Below are 15,876 nucleotides of genomic sequence, written 5' to 3' on the forward strand. Positions count from 1 at the left end.
CTAACGGTCCAGATAGCCGGACAGGAACGCGGCCAGGTTCGCGCCGAGCTCGGGACAGAGATAGCCGCCCTCCTGCACGATCAGCGCCGGCGTGGCCGCGCGGCCGATGAGCCGGCCGGCGCGGCGAAAGCCCTCCGTCGTGACCGAAAGAATGCCGAGCGGATCGTTCTCCTGCGCGTCCAGGCCGAGCGAGACCACGACGCAGTCCGCACCGTATCGGCGGATCGCCGCCAGACCCTTCTCCACCGCGGCCAGGTAGTCCTGGTCCCCCGCGCCGCGTGCGAGCGGCAGGTTGAGGTTGTAGCCTTCGCCTTCGCCCCGTCCCCGCTCGTCAGCATAACCGCTGAAAAACGGATAGAAGTCGCCAGGATGCGCATGGACAGAGACGAACATCACGTCTCGCCGGCCGTAGAAGATACCCTGCGTCCCGTTGCCGTGGTGGACGTCGATATCCAGGATCGCGACCGTCCGCCCGGCGGCCACGGCCTGCTGCGCGGCGATGGCGGCGTTGTTGAGAAAGCAGAATCCGCCGGCCATGTCGGCAAAGGCGTGATGCCCGGGCGGGCGGCAGAGCGCGTAGACCGGAGTCTCGTTCTCCAGCAGGAAGCGCATCCCGGTCAGCGCGCAGTGCGCTGCCGAGCGCGCCGCCTTCCAGGTGCCCGCACCGATGGGGCAGGCGGTGTCGGCCATGTGCCAACCGGCCTGACCGACCACGTGATCCGGCCGGTGCGCCATGTGGCGGCCCGGATGCACGTTGGCGATCACCTCGGGGCTGGCGTCGGGCAGCGCCGACCAGCGTTCATGAGCGGTTTCGAGGAACTCGAGATAATCGACGCCGTGGACCGCCGCGATTTCCCGCCGGCCGAAATTTCCCGGGGCCTCGATGTCGTGGCCGGCGGCGCGGACTGCCTCCAGGAACCGCTCGGCCCGTTCGGGGCGTTCGGGACTGTCGAGCAGGCGGCCGCTCGAGATAAATGCGCGCGGCGCATGTTCTTGCTGATCGGAACTGTATATGACCTTCATGCGCGAACGATGGGCGAGGAACGATCACGAGGCAAGCAGACAGCTTGAAGGCGATTTGACCGAAGGATCCGACATCATTGTCCTCGGCGCCGGCGTCGTCGGAATCACCACCGCCTGGGAACTGGCGCGCCGGGGCCACGGCGTGACCGTGATCGACCGCCAGACCGAGCCCGCGACCGGCGCCAGCCATGCCAATGGCGCGCAGATCAGCCCCTCCGAGGCGGTGCCGTGGGCGAGTCCGTCGAACCTGCGCCTGGCGCTGGCCTGGATGCGTCAAGCCGATGGTCCCTTCAAGCTGCGCCTGACCGCCGATTCGCGTCAATGGTGGTGGCTGCTGCGCTTCCTGGCGAGCTGCCGCGAGGATGTCTGGCGGCGAAATGCGCGGCGCATGGTGCGGCTGGCGCTGGCCAGCCAGCGCCGCCTGGACGAGATCGTGGAGGAGGTCCGCCCCGAATTCGACCGCGAGCGCCGGGGCATCCTGCGCGTCTACGACAGTGACGCGGCGCTGCGCGAGGCCGAGGGGATCGTCGACTTCATGGCGCCGCTCGGCGTCGGACTGCGCGCCGTCGGACCCGACGAAATCCTGGACATCGAGCCGGCGCTCGGTGCCGCGATCGCCAGCGGTGCGGTGGCCGGCGGCCTTTACGCCGAAAGCGACGAAAGCGGCGACGCCCAGGCCTTCACCCGCGCCCTGGCGCACGCCGCCGCAGGGCTTGGCGTCCGCACCGTCCTGGGTCAGCAGGTGGAGCGCATCGACACGCATGGCGACCGCTTCCACTCTGTCGTGGCGGGCGGCGTCCGGCACATGGCCGACCATCTGGTGATCTGCCTGGGGCTGGACACGCCGCCGCTCACCCGCAGCCTCGGCTTCGACCTGCCAATATATCCGTTGAAGGGCTACTCGGCGACCCTGCGTCTGGCCGCGACGAACAGCGCGCCGCGGGTCAGCGTGACCGACGAGACCCGGCGGATGGTCGTCAGCCGCCTGGGCGACCGCATCCGCGTCGCCGGCAAGGCCGACCTCGTGGGTCATGACGCCCGGCTGGACCCGAGGCGCGCGGAGCAACTCGTCCGGGATCTGCGGCGGATCTATCCCGACCTGGACCATGACGGGCCGCCGGAATTCTGGGCCGGCCTGCGCCCCATGACGCCGACCGGTGTGCCGATCATCGGCCGGAGCCCGGTGGACCGCGTGTATCTCAACACCGGGCACGGCTCGCTCGGCTGGACCATGGCCTGTGGATCGGCGGTCCTGATCGCCGATCTGCTCGAGGGCCGAAACGGCGAACTGGACCCCGCGGACTACGAATCGGGGCTTCCGGCGGACTGATCCTCGCCGCCATAGGCATAGACCGGCGACATGTTCACCACCGAGATCGCACGCCATTTGCGGATCAGGTAGCGGAAGCGGAGGTCGTAGTAGAAGCGCCGGTCCTCGAGCCCCGTCAGCCGGCTGATCGCGGGACCGAACGGCGGCAGGGATTCGTATGTCAGGCGGCGGCGGCGCAGGGCGCCCAGTTCGCTGCGCGAGGTGGTCACGATCAACGGCGCGAAGCGGCGGTTGATCGCGACGGCTTCGCCGATCTCTTCGGCCAGTCCGTCGATCTGGTCCTCCGGCGTCTCAATCAGGTTGAAGGCGATGGTCCGCAGTTCGCCGCGGGGCAGGCTGAACGCCGCAAGCCCGGGCGAGGGCCGGTAGCTCAGGGCCGAAGGCCGGCGAATCCGGTCGAAGATCGCCGCCGCCCGGCTGGCGGCCTCGTCCCCTGCCGTCCCGCCCGTCTCCGCGGCCGGAACGGTGTCGGTCGGCGCGCCGCGCCGCATCCAGTTCCACAAGCCGCGCCGCGGCTCGGCCACAGCGGGCGCCGGCTCCGGCGCCGGAGCGGACGCGGCCGGTGGGAGGTCCATGGCCTCCCGGACAGGGATCCGCAGCAGCGTGCCTTCCACGCCACCGTCCCGCGCCGCGGTCAGCAGATGGTGCTGATCCTCCACCAGCCGTCGATGATTGCGCTCGCGCACGGAATAGCCGGCCAGAAGCTGCGCCTGCCGTTCGACCTGCTGGCGCAGTCTCTCGTTCTCGCTGGCGAGCGCGGCGTAACCCCGGCGAAAGGCGTCGCACAAACCCGCCACGACCGCCTGTTCATCCTCGCCGCCGCGCTTCCGATCGTCAGCCGTCACGTTCGTCCCCGTCCCTTGCCGGCCAGCCGTAAAGCGCCAGTGTCCGGTCGATCATGGCTTCAAGGCCGAACTCGCGGCGTACGTAAGCAGCCGCTCTCTCGCCGAAGCGGTAGCGCATGTCGGCGTCGCTCACCAGAGCTTCGAGCGCATCGGCGATCCCGCCGGGCTCGTCGCACGACAGCAGAATGCCGGTCTCGCCGTCAACGAAGGTCTCGGCCGTCCCCCCCGAGGGCGTCGCCGCCACCGGCCGGCCAAAGGACTGTGCCTCGATCAGGACGTTGGGCAGCCCTTCGGTCCGCGAGGTGAGCAGCAGAAGGTCCATGGCCGCATACTGAGCCCACATGTCGCTGCGCCGGCCGGCGAGGATGATGCGGTCGCCGAATCCCGATTCGGCCAGGCGTCTCTCAAGCCGCACCCGCATCGGTCCGTCGCCGACCAGCCTGCCATCGACATGCCGGTGCCGCCGGCAGAGTTCGATTACCGTTTCCAGCCAGAGTTCCGGCCGCTTCTCTTCGGTCATCCGCATGACGCCGCCGACGACCACCCGCTCTCCCGAGGGCAGCGCCGGACCGATATCGTGGCGCATGGCGTCGAAGTCGTAGCCGTTCGGCAGATGCCGGATCGCGGTCACCGGCGCCCCCAGCCAGCGGGCATAATCGCGCCTGCCCGCCAGGCTGTTATTGAGCAGGGTGACCCGCGGGTTCGCGGCCAGCAGCCGCATCCAGTCCCTGAGATAGGGCCGGTTTCGTCCTTCCTTGCGGTCGGGGGCAAGACTGCGCGTGCCGATGATGATGCGCGGGACGCCCGCCAGCAGCGCCGCAAGGGCTGTCATCGCGCCGGTCATGTCCTGCCAGCCATGGGCCACCGCGGGGCGGCGGCGCTCGAACAGGCGGCAGAGCGCTGCGATCGGTTCGGCGAGATTCGCGGGCAGCAGCGCCAGAAGAGGCTCGGCCGGCGCCATCGGCACGGGCAACTCGATCGCCCCGCCATTCCGGCCGGCGAAGAGATCCAGAACCTCGACGCCCGCCGCGGCGAGTTCTTCGCCGAAGGCCGCATTTCCCGACCGGCCCGGTTCCTGGAGCGTTGCGACCGCAAGTTCCGGATCGCCGCCGCGCCGCCGCGCCAGGCCCAACGCCGTCTTGGCCAGCTGTCGTTCTGCCCCGCCTGCCCCGAGGGTGCCGGAGACGAGCACGACGCCGCGCCCGGGCGGCGCATAGGGACGAATGCGGTCGCACATGCCGACCATCCGCCTCAGCACGATATCGGGCAGGATCACAGCGTGGTCGGCGAGATACGGCCAGGCTTCCGGCTCGACCGTTCCGAGAGCGCGAGCGATGTCTTCGAACCGGCGGCGCTGGGTCTGGGTCACCTGCCTGCGCCAGCGCGGGTCGCCACTGCCACGATACAGCAGGAGCGCATCGGAAACCCGGCCGTCGGCCAACAGGTGGCCGGCGGCGCGACGGCGGCGGCGCAGCGACTCCTGTCCCTCCGTTCCGATCATGCGCTGACGCAGTTCCGCCGCCACACGCGGAAAGCGGAAGCGGTCGAACAGCCGCGCCACGGCAAGCCCCTCATCCGCCCGCAGCAGAGCGGCGACGCCATTGGCTGCGGTCCTGGCGGCCTCTGCCGTCTGCCCCAGACGTCGATGCGCCGAAACGGAAAGCTCGAGGCTCTGGATGTCGGGCCCCGCGTCGCCCTCAGCCTCGTCGAGGGCGTCGAGCACCTTGTCGAAACGGCGCACGCGCGCCTCCAGACGCGCCAGGCCGCGGCGCGCGACCGGGTTGTCCGGTTCCTGGACCAGCAACTCCTCGAACAGTTGGCGCGCCTGCTCGTCGCGTCCGAGCTGCAGGGCCGATTCGGCGGCGCGTTCGGTGATGAGCGGGAGACGGGGCTCCGGCGCGGCGAGCGCGATCTCCAGCACGCGGAGATGATTGCGGCTGCGGCGGTGCTCGTCGAGCAGATGCAGCCGGAGACCGTCCATGTCCGGCCGGGCGGCGAGCACGCGCTCGAACTCTGCCGAGACAGGCACGGAAAGCCGCGCGCAACACGTCCGCAGCGCCGCGAGCACCGCATCGTCGCTGACGCCTTTCTCCAGCGCATGGCGGTAGAGCGGCAACGCCTCCGCGAACCGCCCCCTCAGGCGCAGATGCTCGGCGATGTCGAGGGTGCGCCGGATGGCGGCGCCGGGCTGTCGGTGGGTTATGGTGCGGCTCATCGGCCCAGTTTCGGCCGCACCGGCGAAAACCTCAATCGGGCACCAGCGCGGCGATCGCATCGGCGGCGGCTTTCGCGCCGTTGTCGCGGTAATGCGCCGGCCGGGGCGGCGAACGCCGCGACATCACGCGCGAGAAGGCCGCGCCGAGACGCTCGGCAAGATCCTGTCCGGGGGTGGCGGGAACAAGCTCGGCCTCCCCCCGTTCGGCCGCATAGGAGGCCCGGAGCGCCTGATCGTCCACTTCCATCTGATTGGGCACGAACACCGCCGGCAGGTCGGAGGCCATGATCTCGTGGAAGGAATTGTAGCCGGTGGCGCTGGTGACCAGGTCGAAGGCGTTGAAGAACCTGGCCAGAGGATAGGTGTCGAGCACTGTCACATCTTCGCCGTAGTGCGGCTGGGCGCCGGCGATCTTCCAGCGCGCGAGGAAGATGCGGGCATTGCGCACATGGCGGGCCGCGGCGATGGCCGCGGCGGCGGCGTTCCAGTTCCGCTCCACGCCGGCGCCGAGCTGAATCAGCACCGCGCGTTGGCCATCGGCGATCCCGAGACGGGACCGCGCGGCGGCGCGGTCGAGCATTTCTCCCGTGTCCAGCAGCCGGATCGGCGCGGTCGCGACGAAGCCGAACGGCGGCGGCGCCAGTTCATTGGCGCGTGTCGTCGGTCCGAGGTCCTTCTCCCCGGCCAGTTCACCGGGTTCGACAACAAGATCGCAGAAAGCCTGGGCCTGGAGATTCTTGTAGACCTGGCGGCGGTCGCGCCACATCGGCCGGCGGATCCAGACCAGCCTGCGCCCCTCGTCCGACCCGGCCACCGCATCCTGCACCCATGGGAAAATGGCGGTGCCGTCCTGCACGATCACCCGGCAATCATAGAAGCGCATCAGGCTGTCGAACTCCTGGCGGAGTTGCGCAATCCACGCGTTGCGGGAAATCTCGAGAACCTCATGGCCGGGGATGTGTTCGACCACCGCACCCGGCAGCATGTCGAAGGCGTCAAGAGCCGGCGAATTCGAGATCACGACCGGGGTGACGTCGGCCGGCAGCCTCCGCGCGATGGCGAGGATCCGGGTGGCGTGGCCCATACCGGTGCCGTTGATGCAGACAAAGGCGACGGTGCGGCTCACGCGGCGGCCCCGGCAAGGCGGACAACATCCGCCACCCACGCTTCCGCCGCCCGCTCCGTCGAGACGCCGCAATCCGGCTCCGCTTCCCTCATCTGGCCGGGCCGCCAGTCCGAAATACGCCGGGCCGCGGACAGACGGCCGGCGGCATTCGACGCCGCCTTGACCGGGACACCGCCGCGCCCGGCCAGCGCCAGGAAGGGCGTCATCCAGTTGCGCCGGCCCGCGTGAACCATGAAGTCGGCCCGGGCGACCAGCCATGACGGCGCCACCTCCCCGCCGAGCAGGACATGGACGCCCGGCAGTTCACGCGCCGCTTCCTCGCCAGCCGCTGCGTCGCGGGCGACGATGCGGGGCAGGACGCCACCGTCTTCGGCGAGTTCGCCAAGCCAGCGAACGAGGTCGACATCGGGTTCCGCGCCGCCATCGAACAGGGCCAGGATAACTGGCGCCGCCTGGTCCCGGCGCGGCGGCCGCTCCAACCGCGCCGCGACCCGCTCCGGCGCCGGCACCCGAACTATGCCGAGATCCTCGGCGTCGAAATCCTGGGAGTCCTCGAGCCGCAGGAAACGGACAGACCGGAACCCATGTTGACGGAGCAGTTCGGCGGTGAACAGCAAGGTAAAGCGCAACTGCGCCGGGTCCGTATCGTCCGGATGCGGCGCGAGGACGAGAGCCGTGCGCCAGCCGCCCCGGAAGTCCGGGCGGAGGGCCGCGGCGATCGCGACATCCGGCGATTCGAACAGGGCCGTCTCGCCACGACCGCCCAGCGGGGCGTCGTCCGACAGCGTGCGGAGATCGACCTCCCCGGCCGGAGGCCGAGAAGGCGCGAAAACAGACCGCCGGCCTCGCCCTGAATCAGGCGGGCCGGCGGAACTTCGGATAGGGATTCAGGTGTCACGTCCCGGGGGCTGTAAGGCCATGTTTGTCATCGGACCGGGACATTCCCTTCGCCGGTCCGGAAATGGGGCGATCAGCTCCCGACGAGGATTTCTTCGATCTGGCTGACATCCAGGGCTTCAACCACATCCCCGACATCACCCAGGCTGCCTGTGTCGGGAGGCGCGATGTCGCCCTCGGCAATGAGCGTCTGAACTGCGGCGTCAAGCACGCCGGCATCCGACAGCGCCTGGACATCGACGCCCCGATCCGACAGCAGCCGGATCCCCTCCTGCGCCACATCCTCTGCGCTGCGCTGCCCGCCCGCCTGAGCGACCTGAACGTAACGTTCGGCTTCGCCGAGCGCTGCGTTCGCCTGCTCGTCCAGTTCGAACCTCAGGCCCCGGTCGGACACGACGGGCGCCTTGTGCGCGCCATCATCATCGCGGGTTACGGCGCCAGCGAACTTTGCCGGCACGATGGCTGCGACGACCGTCTGGAGAACGACCAGCGCGCCCTTCAGCCAAAGCCCTGCAACCTTACGAAACTTTGTCATCGTTCAACTTCCCCGAACCACTTCTATCCTTGCTCACGCGCCTTCCCGAGATCCTGTCACCGCCCGGTCGAAAACAGCAGCCGTACACCAATGCTGGCCCTCGGGCCGGTGAAACTCTGGTTGTTGATGTTCGACGACTGGTCAACAACGCCCGCTTCGGCGAATGCCCGGACATTCCGGGAGAAATCATAGTCCACACGGCCGAAGGCCTCGATGATCTCGTCTTCCCGGGTCAGACCGCCCTGAACGGCCGGATTGCCCGAGTCGAAGTCCTTTACCCTATAGCGCAGGCGTGCGCTCAGGGCTGTACGCTCCGTCACATGATGGCTCGCACGGACACCCGCCAGGAAGGACGTCGTCGCATTGAAGTCGGTCTCTGCATTTTCCCGGATGGCGCCGAGTTCGGCGCCGAGATAGGTCGCATCCTGGAACGGATACCAGTAAGCGCGCAGGAAGACGTCGCCGCGCGCCTGGTCCAGACCGCCGAAGTTCTGGTCATCGAAATCACGATAGGCGACGCGGCCCTGCGCCGACAGTGTGTAAACCCGGCTCGGGTTGTAGGTCAGGCTCAGCAGCGCGCCGTTCTCGACGAACTGGTCCACACCGTCCTTGCGGCGGTAGTTGCCGAAATAGCCGGCACGCGCCGTCATTGCACCGAAGCGCTTGGCCACGTCGGCGAAACCGCCGACGCCCAGCGAATCCTGGTCGGTGCGGTCGATGTGCTGGAAATAGAGCAGGTTGCCGCCGACGCGCACGGAAACGTTGTTGTCCAGCCGACCCTGAATGGTCACGCGATTATTGGTCGAAAGCCGAACGTCACTCTCCCGGATCGCGGCGTTGAGCTCGTCCGCCACGAAGTTGTCGAGATATTCGGCCTGGTTGATGGACAGGAAAGTGGTCGACCAGTCCGCGGCGCCGGCGCCGCTGGTCACCGCCGACAGCCCCAAGGCCGCCGCGAAGATCGCCCCTCCGGCCGACATCGTTTTCTTGTGCTTACGAAGCTCGATCATCCGTCGACACCTTCAAATTCACCCATCCTGTTACTGCGACCCGCAGTTAGCTCGACTGGATAGCCGCAAAAGGGGTCAACAACAACCCCGAAGGGCCAAGGATTCCCTAAACTTGCGTCTTGTTGCGAATTTGCAGCATCGCCATTTCTTGCATCCGCCGCCAACCCGCCCGTTCCAGCCGCCCTGCAGTCTCCCTCGTCAAACGCATTCCGCCCGCGGCGCTGTCGCGGGCATGGAGCGGCACGATACGGCCCGTCGGTTAACAAGCTGTTGCGACCCGCCCCGCAACAAACCGCCCCTCCGCCATGCAACCGAGGCATATCATAGTACCATTGCCCTGCCGCGTCCACGAATCAGGTCGTGAGCACCACCTTACCGATGACCTCCCGCCGTGACAGCAGCGCCAGCGCCCCGGCCGCCTCCGCCAATGGAAGACGGGCATGAACGTGAGGATTGATCCGCCCCGCGCCCGCAAGTTCCAGCATGTGGGCGATGATCGCCCGGCCCGCCGCAGGATCCCGGCGGCCATATTCCCCGGCCCTGACGCCGATCACCGAACAGCTCTTCAACAACGCGTAGTTCGCGGGCACCTCCGGGATGGCGCCGCCCGCGAAGCCGATGACCAGAAACCGTCCCCCCCAGGCGATGCAGCGCAGGGACTGGAACAGGACGTCTCCGCCCACCGGGTCGTAGACGACGTCTGCGCCGGCGCCGCGGGTGATCTCCTGCACGCGGTCGCGGAAGTTCTCGCTGCGGTGATCGACGACCACCTCCGCACCCTTGGCCCTTACAGCCTCGGCTTTCGCGTCGCTGCCCACGACGGCGATGACCCGGCTCCCGAGCGCCGCGGCGAGCTCCACCGCTGCGAGGCCGACGCCGCCGGCCGCGCCGTGCACCAGAACCCACTCGCCGGCCTTCAGGCGGCCACGGCTGATCAGCCCGACATAAGCCGTGTTGTAGGCGGACCAGAACGCCGCGCCCTCGGCGAAGTCCCAGTTTCCGGGAAGCGGCACCGCCCATTCGGCCGGCACCACCGCTTCCTCCGCATACAGGCCATTGCGCGCGTGGATGATCACCCGGTCGCCCGGCGCGAACGCATCGACGCCCTCGCCCGTCTCCACAACCTCGCCCGCGCCCTCCATGCCGGGGACGAAGGGCGGATCGGGCCGGAACTGGTACTTGCCGGCGATCATCAGGATGTCCGGGAAATTCAGTCCCGCGGCGCGCACGCGCACGCGAATCTCGCCCGGCCCCGCCGACGGCGCCGGCAGATCCTGCAGCTTCATGATCTCGGGCGGGCCGAGTTCGTTCACCATCATCGCCTTCATGGGATCGCACTATAGGCGCTGGCGCGGATGGTGGAAGCGCAGGCGGCGCTTGACGGCCATGTGATTGGCGCGATAGCTCCCGCGCCCGGTAACGGTGCGTTCCTCGGCACACAGGGCGGGCGGCACATGGCGGCGGGCTTCGGCGAATATCTCACGGCGGCGGGAGGCGGGTTCATCTCGTTCCTGAGCCCCTGCGTCCTGCCCCTCGTACCCGCCTATCTCTGCTATCTCGCCGGCACCAGCTACGAAGAACTGTCGGAAAAGGCCGGCCGGGACCGCGCCGTGACCCGCCGGGTTGTGTGGATGTCGGTCTTCTTCGTCCTCGGCTTCTCGATCGTCTTCGTCGCCCTCGGCGCCGGCGCCAGCGCGGTGACGCAGTTCCTCCGGCCGAATCTCGATCTGCTGGGCAAGATCGCCGGCGCCATCATCATCGTCTTCGGCCTGCACATGGTCGGCGTCTTCCGGATCGCCTTCCTGAACCGGGAAGCGCGTCTGGAGACGGCGACAAAGGGTCTGCGGGCGCCGGGCGCGGTGGTGCTCGGCATGGCCTTCGGTTTCGGCTGGACGCCCTGCATCGGCCCGATCCTGGCGACCATCCTGGCGCTGGCGGCAAGCGAACAGAACGTCGCCGCCGGCGCCTCGTTGCTGGCGGTCTATGCGCTCGGCCTCGGCATTCCTTTCGTGCTGGCCGCCATCGGCGTGCAGGCCTTCCTCGGCTTCCTGGTCCGTTTCCGCCGGCACCTGCGCACCGTCGAGATCGTCACCGGCCTGCTGCTGATCGCGACGGGCGTGCTGATCTTCACGAATCGACTTCAGGTCATCGCCATCTGGATGCTGGAGGCCTTTCCCGTGCTGGGCGAGATCGGCTGAGGTGACAGCCATTGCGCCGCCGCGTCAGGATCGGCGAAACTCCACCTGAAATCTGGTAAATCCGGACCGGGGAAATTCGGGGAGGCCGCGGTGCCCGACAACGCGACCGACAGACGTATCGCCAAGACCACCTGCTACATGTGCGCCTGCCGGTGCGGCATCGACGTGCATCTGGAGGGCGGACGCATCCGCTATATCGCCGGCAACCGCGATCATCCGGTGAACAAGGGCGTGCTCTGCGCCAAGGGCTCCGCGGGCATCATGCATCACTATTCGCCGGCGAGGCTGCGCAAGCCGCTGAAGCGGGCCGGCCCGCGCGGCGAAGGCCGCTTCGAGGAGATCGAGTGGGAGGACGCGCTGGACCAGGCCACGGCCTGGCTGGCCCGCGCCCGCGCCACCGATCCGCGCAAGCTCGCCTTCTTCACCGGCCGCGACCAGAGCCAGTCGCTGACCAGCTACTGGGCGCAGATGTTCGGCACGCCCAACTACGCCGCTCATGGCGGCTTCTGCTCGGTCAACATGGCGGCGGCCGGTATCTACACGATGGGCGGGTCGTTCTGGGAATTCGGTCAGCCGGACTGGGAGCGCACGAAACTGTTCCTGCTCTTCGGCGTCGCCGAGGACCATGACAGCAACCCGATCAAGATGGGCCTGGCGAAGCTGAAGGAACGCGGCGCGCGCATCGTCTCGGTCAACCCGATCCGCACCGGCTATTCGGCCATCGCCGACCAGTGGCTCGGCATCCGTCCCGGTTCGGACGGCCTGCTCGTGCTGTCGCTGATCCACGAGGTTCTGAAGGCGGGCCGCGTCGATCTGGACTATCTGATCCGCTATACCAACGCCGCCTGGCTGGTGATCGACGCACCGGGCGAAGCCGACGACGGCCTGTTCCTGCGCGATGCGGGCGGCGCGGAGATGGTGCTGGACCGGCGATCGGGCGAGGCGGTTTCCAAGGGGGCGACACGGGGCCCGGCGCTGCGCGGGCGTGTCGATCTGGGTGGCGGCCGCAGCGCCCGGCCGGTCTTCGAGCGCATCGCCGAAACCTATCTGGACAACGACTACGCGCCCGATGCGGTGGCCGGACGCACCGGCATCGACGCCGGCACGATACGTGCGCTGGCCGACGAGATCGGCCGCGTCGCCTTCGACGAGGAAATCTCGATCGAGCAGCCCTGGACCGACATGAACGGCGAGCGCCACGAACGCTTCGTCGGCCGGCCCGTCAGCTTTCACGCCATGCGCGGCATCTCGGCCCATTCCAACGGCTTCCAGACCTGCAGGGCGCTGCACCTGCTGCAGATCCTGCTCGGCGCCATCGAATGTCCGGGCGGGTTCCGCTTCAAGCCGCCCTACCCCAAGCCAATGGAGGCGCACCCGAAACCGACGGGCGCCAGCGTCGTCGGCGCGATCACGCCGCATCAGCCGCTGGCCGGGCCGCATCTGGGTTTTCCGCGCGGGCCCGATGACCTGTTGCTGGACGAAGCGGGTGGCGCGCTGCGTATCGACAAGGCCTTTTCCTGGGACGCGCCGCTGGCCGCCCACGGCATGATGCAAATGGTGATCGCCAACGCGTTCGAGGGCGATCCCTACCCCATCGATGTCCTGTTCCTCTACATGGCCAACATGGCCTGGAATTCCTCGATGAACACGGCCGGAACCATGGAGATGCTGACCGCCGTGGACGAGGTGACCGGCGAGTACCGCATTCCGAAGATCATTGTCTCCGACGCCTACCAGTCGGAAATGACGGCCTATGCCGATTTGATCCTGCCCGACACGACCTACCTGGAGCGCCACGACTGCATTTCCCTGCTCGACCGCCCGATCGGCGAGCCGGAGCTGGTCGCCGACGCGATCCGCTGGCCGGTGCTCGAACCCGACCGGGAGGTGCGCGGCTTCCAGTCGGTGCTGATCGATCTGGCGTCGCGCCTTGGCCTGCCCGGCTTCATCGCCGAGACCGGCGCGCCGGCCTATGCCGATTATGCCGACTACATGGTGAATCACCAGCGCCGGCCCGGGGTCGGCCCCCTCGCCGGCTGGCGCGGCGCAGAGGGCGAAGATCAGGGCCGCGGCGAACCCAATCCCGATCAGATCGACCGCTATATCGCCAACGGCGGCTTCTGGAGCACGGAGATCCCCGAGGAGGCCCGCTTCTTCAAGTTCGCCAATCGGGCGTACCAGGACTTCGCCGTCGAAATGGGTTTCTACGACGCGCCGCAGCCGGTGACCTTCCAGCTCTGGCTGGAGCCGCTGCAGAAATTCCGCCTCGCCGCCGAGGGTCATGGCGAACGGCAGCCGCCGGGACATCTGAGACAGCGGATCGTGGAGGCCTTCGCCCCGTTGCCGATCTGGTATCCGCCGCACGAGGGCGAGATGATCGACGGCGAGGCGTTTCCCCTGCACGCGCTGACCCAGCGGCCCATGGCCATGTACCACAGCTGGGGTTCCCAGAACGCCTGGCTCAGACAGATACACACCGCCAACGCGCTCTACGTCCCCGACGCCATCTGCAGGGAGATGGAACTGGAAGACGGCGATCTGGTCGACGTCGTCTCCCACCACGGCCGCATCCGCGTCGCCGTGCAGCGCATGGCGGCGGTCAACGGATCGACGGTCTGGACCTGGAACGCCATCGGCAAGCGGCCCGGCGCCTGGCGGCTGGACCCGGACGCGCCGGAGGCCGAGCGGGGTTTCCTGCTCAACCACCTGATCCACGAACTGCTGCCCCGTGGCGGCAGCGGCCACCGGATCGGCAATTGCGACCCGATCACCGGCCAGGCCGCATGGTTCGATCTGCGGGTCCGGCTGGAGAAGGTGGCCGACCACGATCTCGCCCGCACCCTGCCCCGCTTCCCGGCGCAGCAGCCCGCACCCGGCGCGGAGCCCGCACCGGCGATGCAGGCCTGGCACCCGTCCCGCCCGGTGAAACGATGACAGGGCTACCCGAAGGAACAGGGAAGAAGCTCGGCCTGGTGATCGATCTGGACACCTGCGTCGGCTGTCACGCCTGCGCCGTGAACTGCAAGGAATGGAACACCGGCGGCGACCTGGTCCCGCTCGCCGACGCCGATCCCTATGGCACGGCTGTCTCGGGCGCCTGGCTCAACCGCATCCACAGTTTCGAATGTCGCCAGGGCGAGGACACGCGGCTGGTGCACTTCCCGAAGTCCTGCCTGCACTGCGACGACGCACCCTGCGTCACCGTCTGTCCGACCGGCGCATCGCTGAAGCGCGCCGAGGACGGCATCGTGCTGGTCGACGAGGACCGCTGCATGGGCTGCGGCCTCTGCGCCTGGGCCTGCCCCTATGGCGCGCGCGAAATGGATCCGGCGGCCGGGGTGATGAAGAAGTGCACGCTCTGCGTCGACCGCATCTATTCGGAAGACCTGCCGGAGGAAGACCGTATCCCCGCCTGCGTCCGCACCTGTCCGGCGAACGCGCGCCATTTCGGCGATCTCGCCGACCCGGATTCGGATGTCAGCCGGCTGGTCGCCGAGCGTGGCGGCATCGACCTCATGGCCGAAATGGGCACGAAGCCCGTCAACAAGTACCTGCCGCCGCGCCGGCGCGAGACGCCACCGCCGGTTCGGGCCCCCGCTGAGACCGGCGAAGGGCTGACCGGATTCTGGAAATGGCTCGACGGCGCGCTGGAGAAGCTGGGATGACATCCATGTATTACCGGGGCAAAACCTGCCGCCTGAGACTGTATCGGACTGCGTGACATGTACCCTGCCTTCTCCATCATCGTCTTCACCGTGCTGTCAGGCGCCGGCTTCGGCGCCATGGCGGCCGCGACGCTGCTGGTGAGTTACCTGGGCGTACTGGGCTTCGACATCACGATGATCCTGGGTTTCGTGCTGGCCGGCATCGGGCTGGGCGGCTCGGTGCTGCACCTGCAGTCGCCCTGGCGCGCGCGCTACTCGCTCAGCCAGTGGCGGACGAGCTGGCTGAGCCGGGAAGGCGTCTTCGCCCTCGCCACCATGGTGCTGGCCTTCATCGTGATCGTCGGCCATCTGCTGCAGCCGATCCAGGCTCATGAAGGCTTCGGCGCATGGCGTATTTCGGGCATCATCGCCGCCCTGCTCTGCTTCGCCACGGTCCGCGCCACCGGCATGATCTACCAGTCGCTGAAGGCGGTGCCGGCCTGGTCGAGTCAGCCGACCAGCCTGATGTTCCTGATCTTTGCCGCCACTTCCGGCGGCCTGATCGCGCTCTCCGCCGCCGGACCGTCGTCGAACATGGCCTATGGCGTGGCCCTCTTCTTCCTGTTCGTGGCCTGGTATTTCAAGGCCGTGATCTGGGCCCGCGTCGACCGTCTGGAACCCACGGCGACCGTCGGCTCGGCCACGGGCCTCGGCGACCATGACGACGTTCGCCTGTTCGAACGGCCCCATGTCACCGAGAACTGGCTCACCTCGGAAATGGGCTTCCGCGTCGCGCGCCGCCACGCCATGAAGCTGCGCATCCTTGCCGTCGCGGTGGGCGGCGTCCTGCCGGGCGCGATCATCGGCGGCGTGCTGGCCGGTCTGCCGCACCCGGCGGTCTGGCTGGCGGCGTTGCTGACGATCGGCGGTCTGATGGTCGAACGCTGGCTGTTCTTCGCCGAAGCGAAGCACGCCATGACCCTCTATTACGGCGAACAGTCCGTCTGAACCCGGTTGACGCTGCGGAATCGGGTTGCGCCGGCGGGCGCCACG

Annotated in this window: 13 protein-coding genes; 5 read left to right on the forward strand and 8 right to left on the reverse strand. The window is 68.4% G+C overall.

Annotation, left to right across the window (positions count from 1 at the left end; genetic code table 11):
* Positions 1–1,023 carry a histone deacetylase family protein gene (locus tag CWC60_RS02870; protein ID WP_109792552.1) on the reverse strand — a complete coding sequence of 341 codons (1,023 nt, stop codon included), beginning with the start codon at positions 1,021–1,023 and terminating at the stop codon, positions 1–3.
* A 55-nt stretch (positions 1,024–1,078) separates the two neighbouring features.
* Here CWC60_RS02870 and CWC60_RS02875 point away from each other — a divergent pair, with 55 nt between their 5' ends.
* A complete protein-coding gene (locus CWC60_RS02875; RefSeq protein ID WP_164516338.1) occupies positions 1,079–2,353 on the forward strand; it encodes a D-amino acid dehydrogenase in 1,275 nt (424 codons plus the stop codon).
* Here CWC60_RS02875 and CWC60_RS02880 read toward each other — a convergent pair.
* From CWC60_RS02880 to CWC60_RS02915, 7 genes are all read right to left on the reverse strand, one after another.
* Positions 2,326–3,198 carry a hypothetical protein gene (locus CWC60_RS02880; RefSeq protein WP_109792554.1) on the reverse strand — a complete coding sequence of 291 codons (873 nt, stop codon included), beginning with the start codon at positions 3,196–3,198 and terminating at the stop codon, positions 2,326–2,328. The two genes, CWC60_RS02875 and CWC60_RS02880, sit on opposite strands and share 28 nt — an antisense overlap.
* A complete protein-coding gene (locus CWC60_RS02885) occupies positions 3,188–5,413 on the reverse strand; it encodes a glycosyltransferase (protein WP_109792555.1) in 2,226 nt (741 codons plus the stop codon). Before CWC60_RS02885 ends, CWC60_RS02880 begins: the two co-directional genes overlap by 11 nt.
* 31 nt (positions 5,414–5,444) lie before the next feature.
* A complete protein-coding gene (locus tag CWC60_RS02890) occupies positions 5,445–6,539 on the reverse strand; it encodes a hypothetical protein (protein WP_109792556.1) in 1,095 nt (364 codons plus the stop codon).
* Entirely contained in the window at positions 6,536–7,168 is a 633-nt protein-coding gene (locus CWC60_RS23205) for a hypothetical protein (RefSeq protein ID WP_125182714.1), read from the reverse strand. The genes CWC60_RS02890 and CWC60_RS23205 overlap by 4 nt, the downstream gene beginning before the upstream one ends.
* Before the next feature lie 341 nt (positions 7,169–7,509).
* Positions 7,510–7,971 (reverse strand): hypothetical protein, encoded by a 462-nt coding sequence (locus CWC60_RS02905; RefSeq protein ID WP_109792559.1) that lies wholly within the window; start codon positions 7,969–7,971, stop codon positions 7,510–7,512.
* Positions 7,972–8,027: 56 nt separating this feature from the next.
* Positions 8,028–8,981 carry an outer membrane beta-barrel protein gene (locus CWC60_RS02910; RefSeq protein WP_109792560.1) on the reverse strand — a complete coding sequence of 318 codons (954 nt, stop codon included), beginning with the start codon at positions 8,979–8,981 and terminating at the stop codon, positions 8,028–8,030.
* 353 nt (positions 8,982–9,334) lie between these two features.
* A complete protein-coding gene (locus CWC60_RS02915) occupies positions 9,335–10,309 on the reverse strand; it encodes an NADPH:quinone oxidoreductase family protein (RefSeq protein WP_109792561.1) in 975 nt (324 codons plus the stop codon).
* 126 nt (positions 10,310–10,435) lie between these two features.
* Here CWC60_RS02915 and CWC60_RS02920 point away from each other — a divergent pair, with 126 nt between their 5' ends.
* The 4 genes from CWC60_RS02920 (at position 10,436) to CWC60_RS02935 (ending at position 15,831) form a co-directional block, all read left to right on the forward strand.
* Positions 10,436–11,179, forward strand: coding sequence for a cytochrome c biogenesis CcdA family protein (locus CWC60_RS02920; RefSeq protein WP_109792562.1), 744 nt, complete (start codon positions 10,436–10,438; stop codon positions 11,177–11,179).
* 138 nt (positions 11,180–11,317) lie between these two features.
* A complete protein-coding gene (locus CWC60_RS02925) occupies positions 11,318–14,113 on the forward strand; it encodes a molybdopterin oxidoreductase family protein (RefSeq protein WP_109792613.1) in 2,796 nt (931 codons plus the stop codon).
* Entirely contained in the window at positions 14,110–14,844 is a 735-nt protein-coding gene (locus CWC60_RS02930) for a 4Fe-4S dicluster domain-containing protein (protein WP_109792563.1), read from the forward strand. Before CWC60_RS02925 ends, CWC60_RS02930 begins: the two co-directional genes overlap by 4 nt.
* Before the next feature lie 57 nt (positions 14,845–14,901).
* On the forward strand, positions 14,902–15,831 hold the full coding sequence (locus tag CWC60_RS02935; protein ID WP_109792564.1) for a dimethyl sulfoxide reductase anchor subunit family protein: 930 nt from the start codon (positions 14,902–14,904) through the stop codon (positions 15,829–15,831).
* Positions 15,832–15,876: the final 45 nt, after the last annotated feature.

This window comes from Minwuia thermotolerans (assembly GCF_002924445.1).
GTDB lineage: Bacteria > Pseudomonadota > Alphaproteobacteria > Minwuiales > Minwuiaceae > Minwuia > Minwuia thermotolerans.

Coding starts and splice junctions, on each gene's coding strand:
- CWC60_RS02910 (WP_109792560.1), bottom strand. CDS start 8,981: ATGATCGAGCTTCGTAAGCACAAGAAAACGATGTCGGCCGGAGGGGCG.
- CWC60_RS02905 (WP_109792559.1), bottom strand. CDS start 7,971: ATGACAAAGTTTCGTAAGGTTGCAGGGCTTTGGCTGAAGGGCGCGCTG.
- CWC60_RS02915 (WP_109792561.1), bottom strand. CDS start 10,309: ATGAAGGCGATGATGGTGAACGAACTCGGCCCGCCCGAGATCATGAAG.
- CWC60_RS02920 (WP_109792562.1), top strand. CDS start 10,436: ATGGCGGCGGGCTTCGGCGAATATCTCACGGCGGCGGGAGGCGGGTTC.
- CWC60_RS02870 (WP_109792552.1), bottom strand. CDS start 1,023: ATGAAGGTCATATACAGTTCCGATCAGCAAGAACATGCGCCGCGCGCA.
- CWC60_RS02885 (WP_109792555.1), bottom strand. CDS start 5,413: ATGAGCCGCACCATAACCCACCGACAGCCCGGCGCCGCCATCCGGCGC.
- CWC60_RS02925 (WP_109792613.1), top strand. CDS start 11,318: ATGTGCGCCTGCCGGTGCGGCATCGACGTGCATCTGGAGGGCGGACGC.
- CWC60_RS02935 (WP_109792564.1), top strand. CDS start 14,902: ATGTACCCTGCCTTCTCCATCATCGTCTTCACCGTGCTGTCAGGCGCC.
- CWC60_RS02930 (WP_109792563.1), top strand. CDS start 14,110: ATGACAGGGCTACCCGAAGGAACAGGGAAGAAGCTCGGCCTGGTGATC.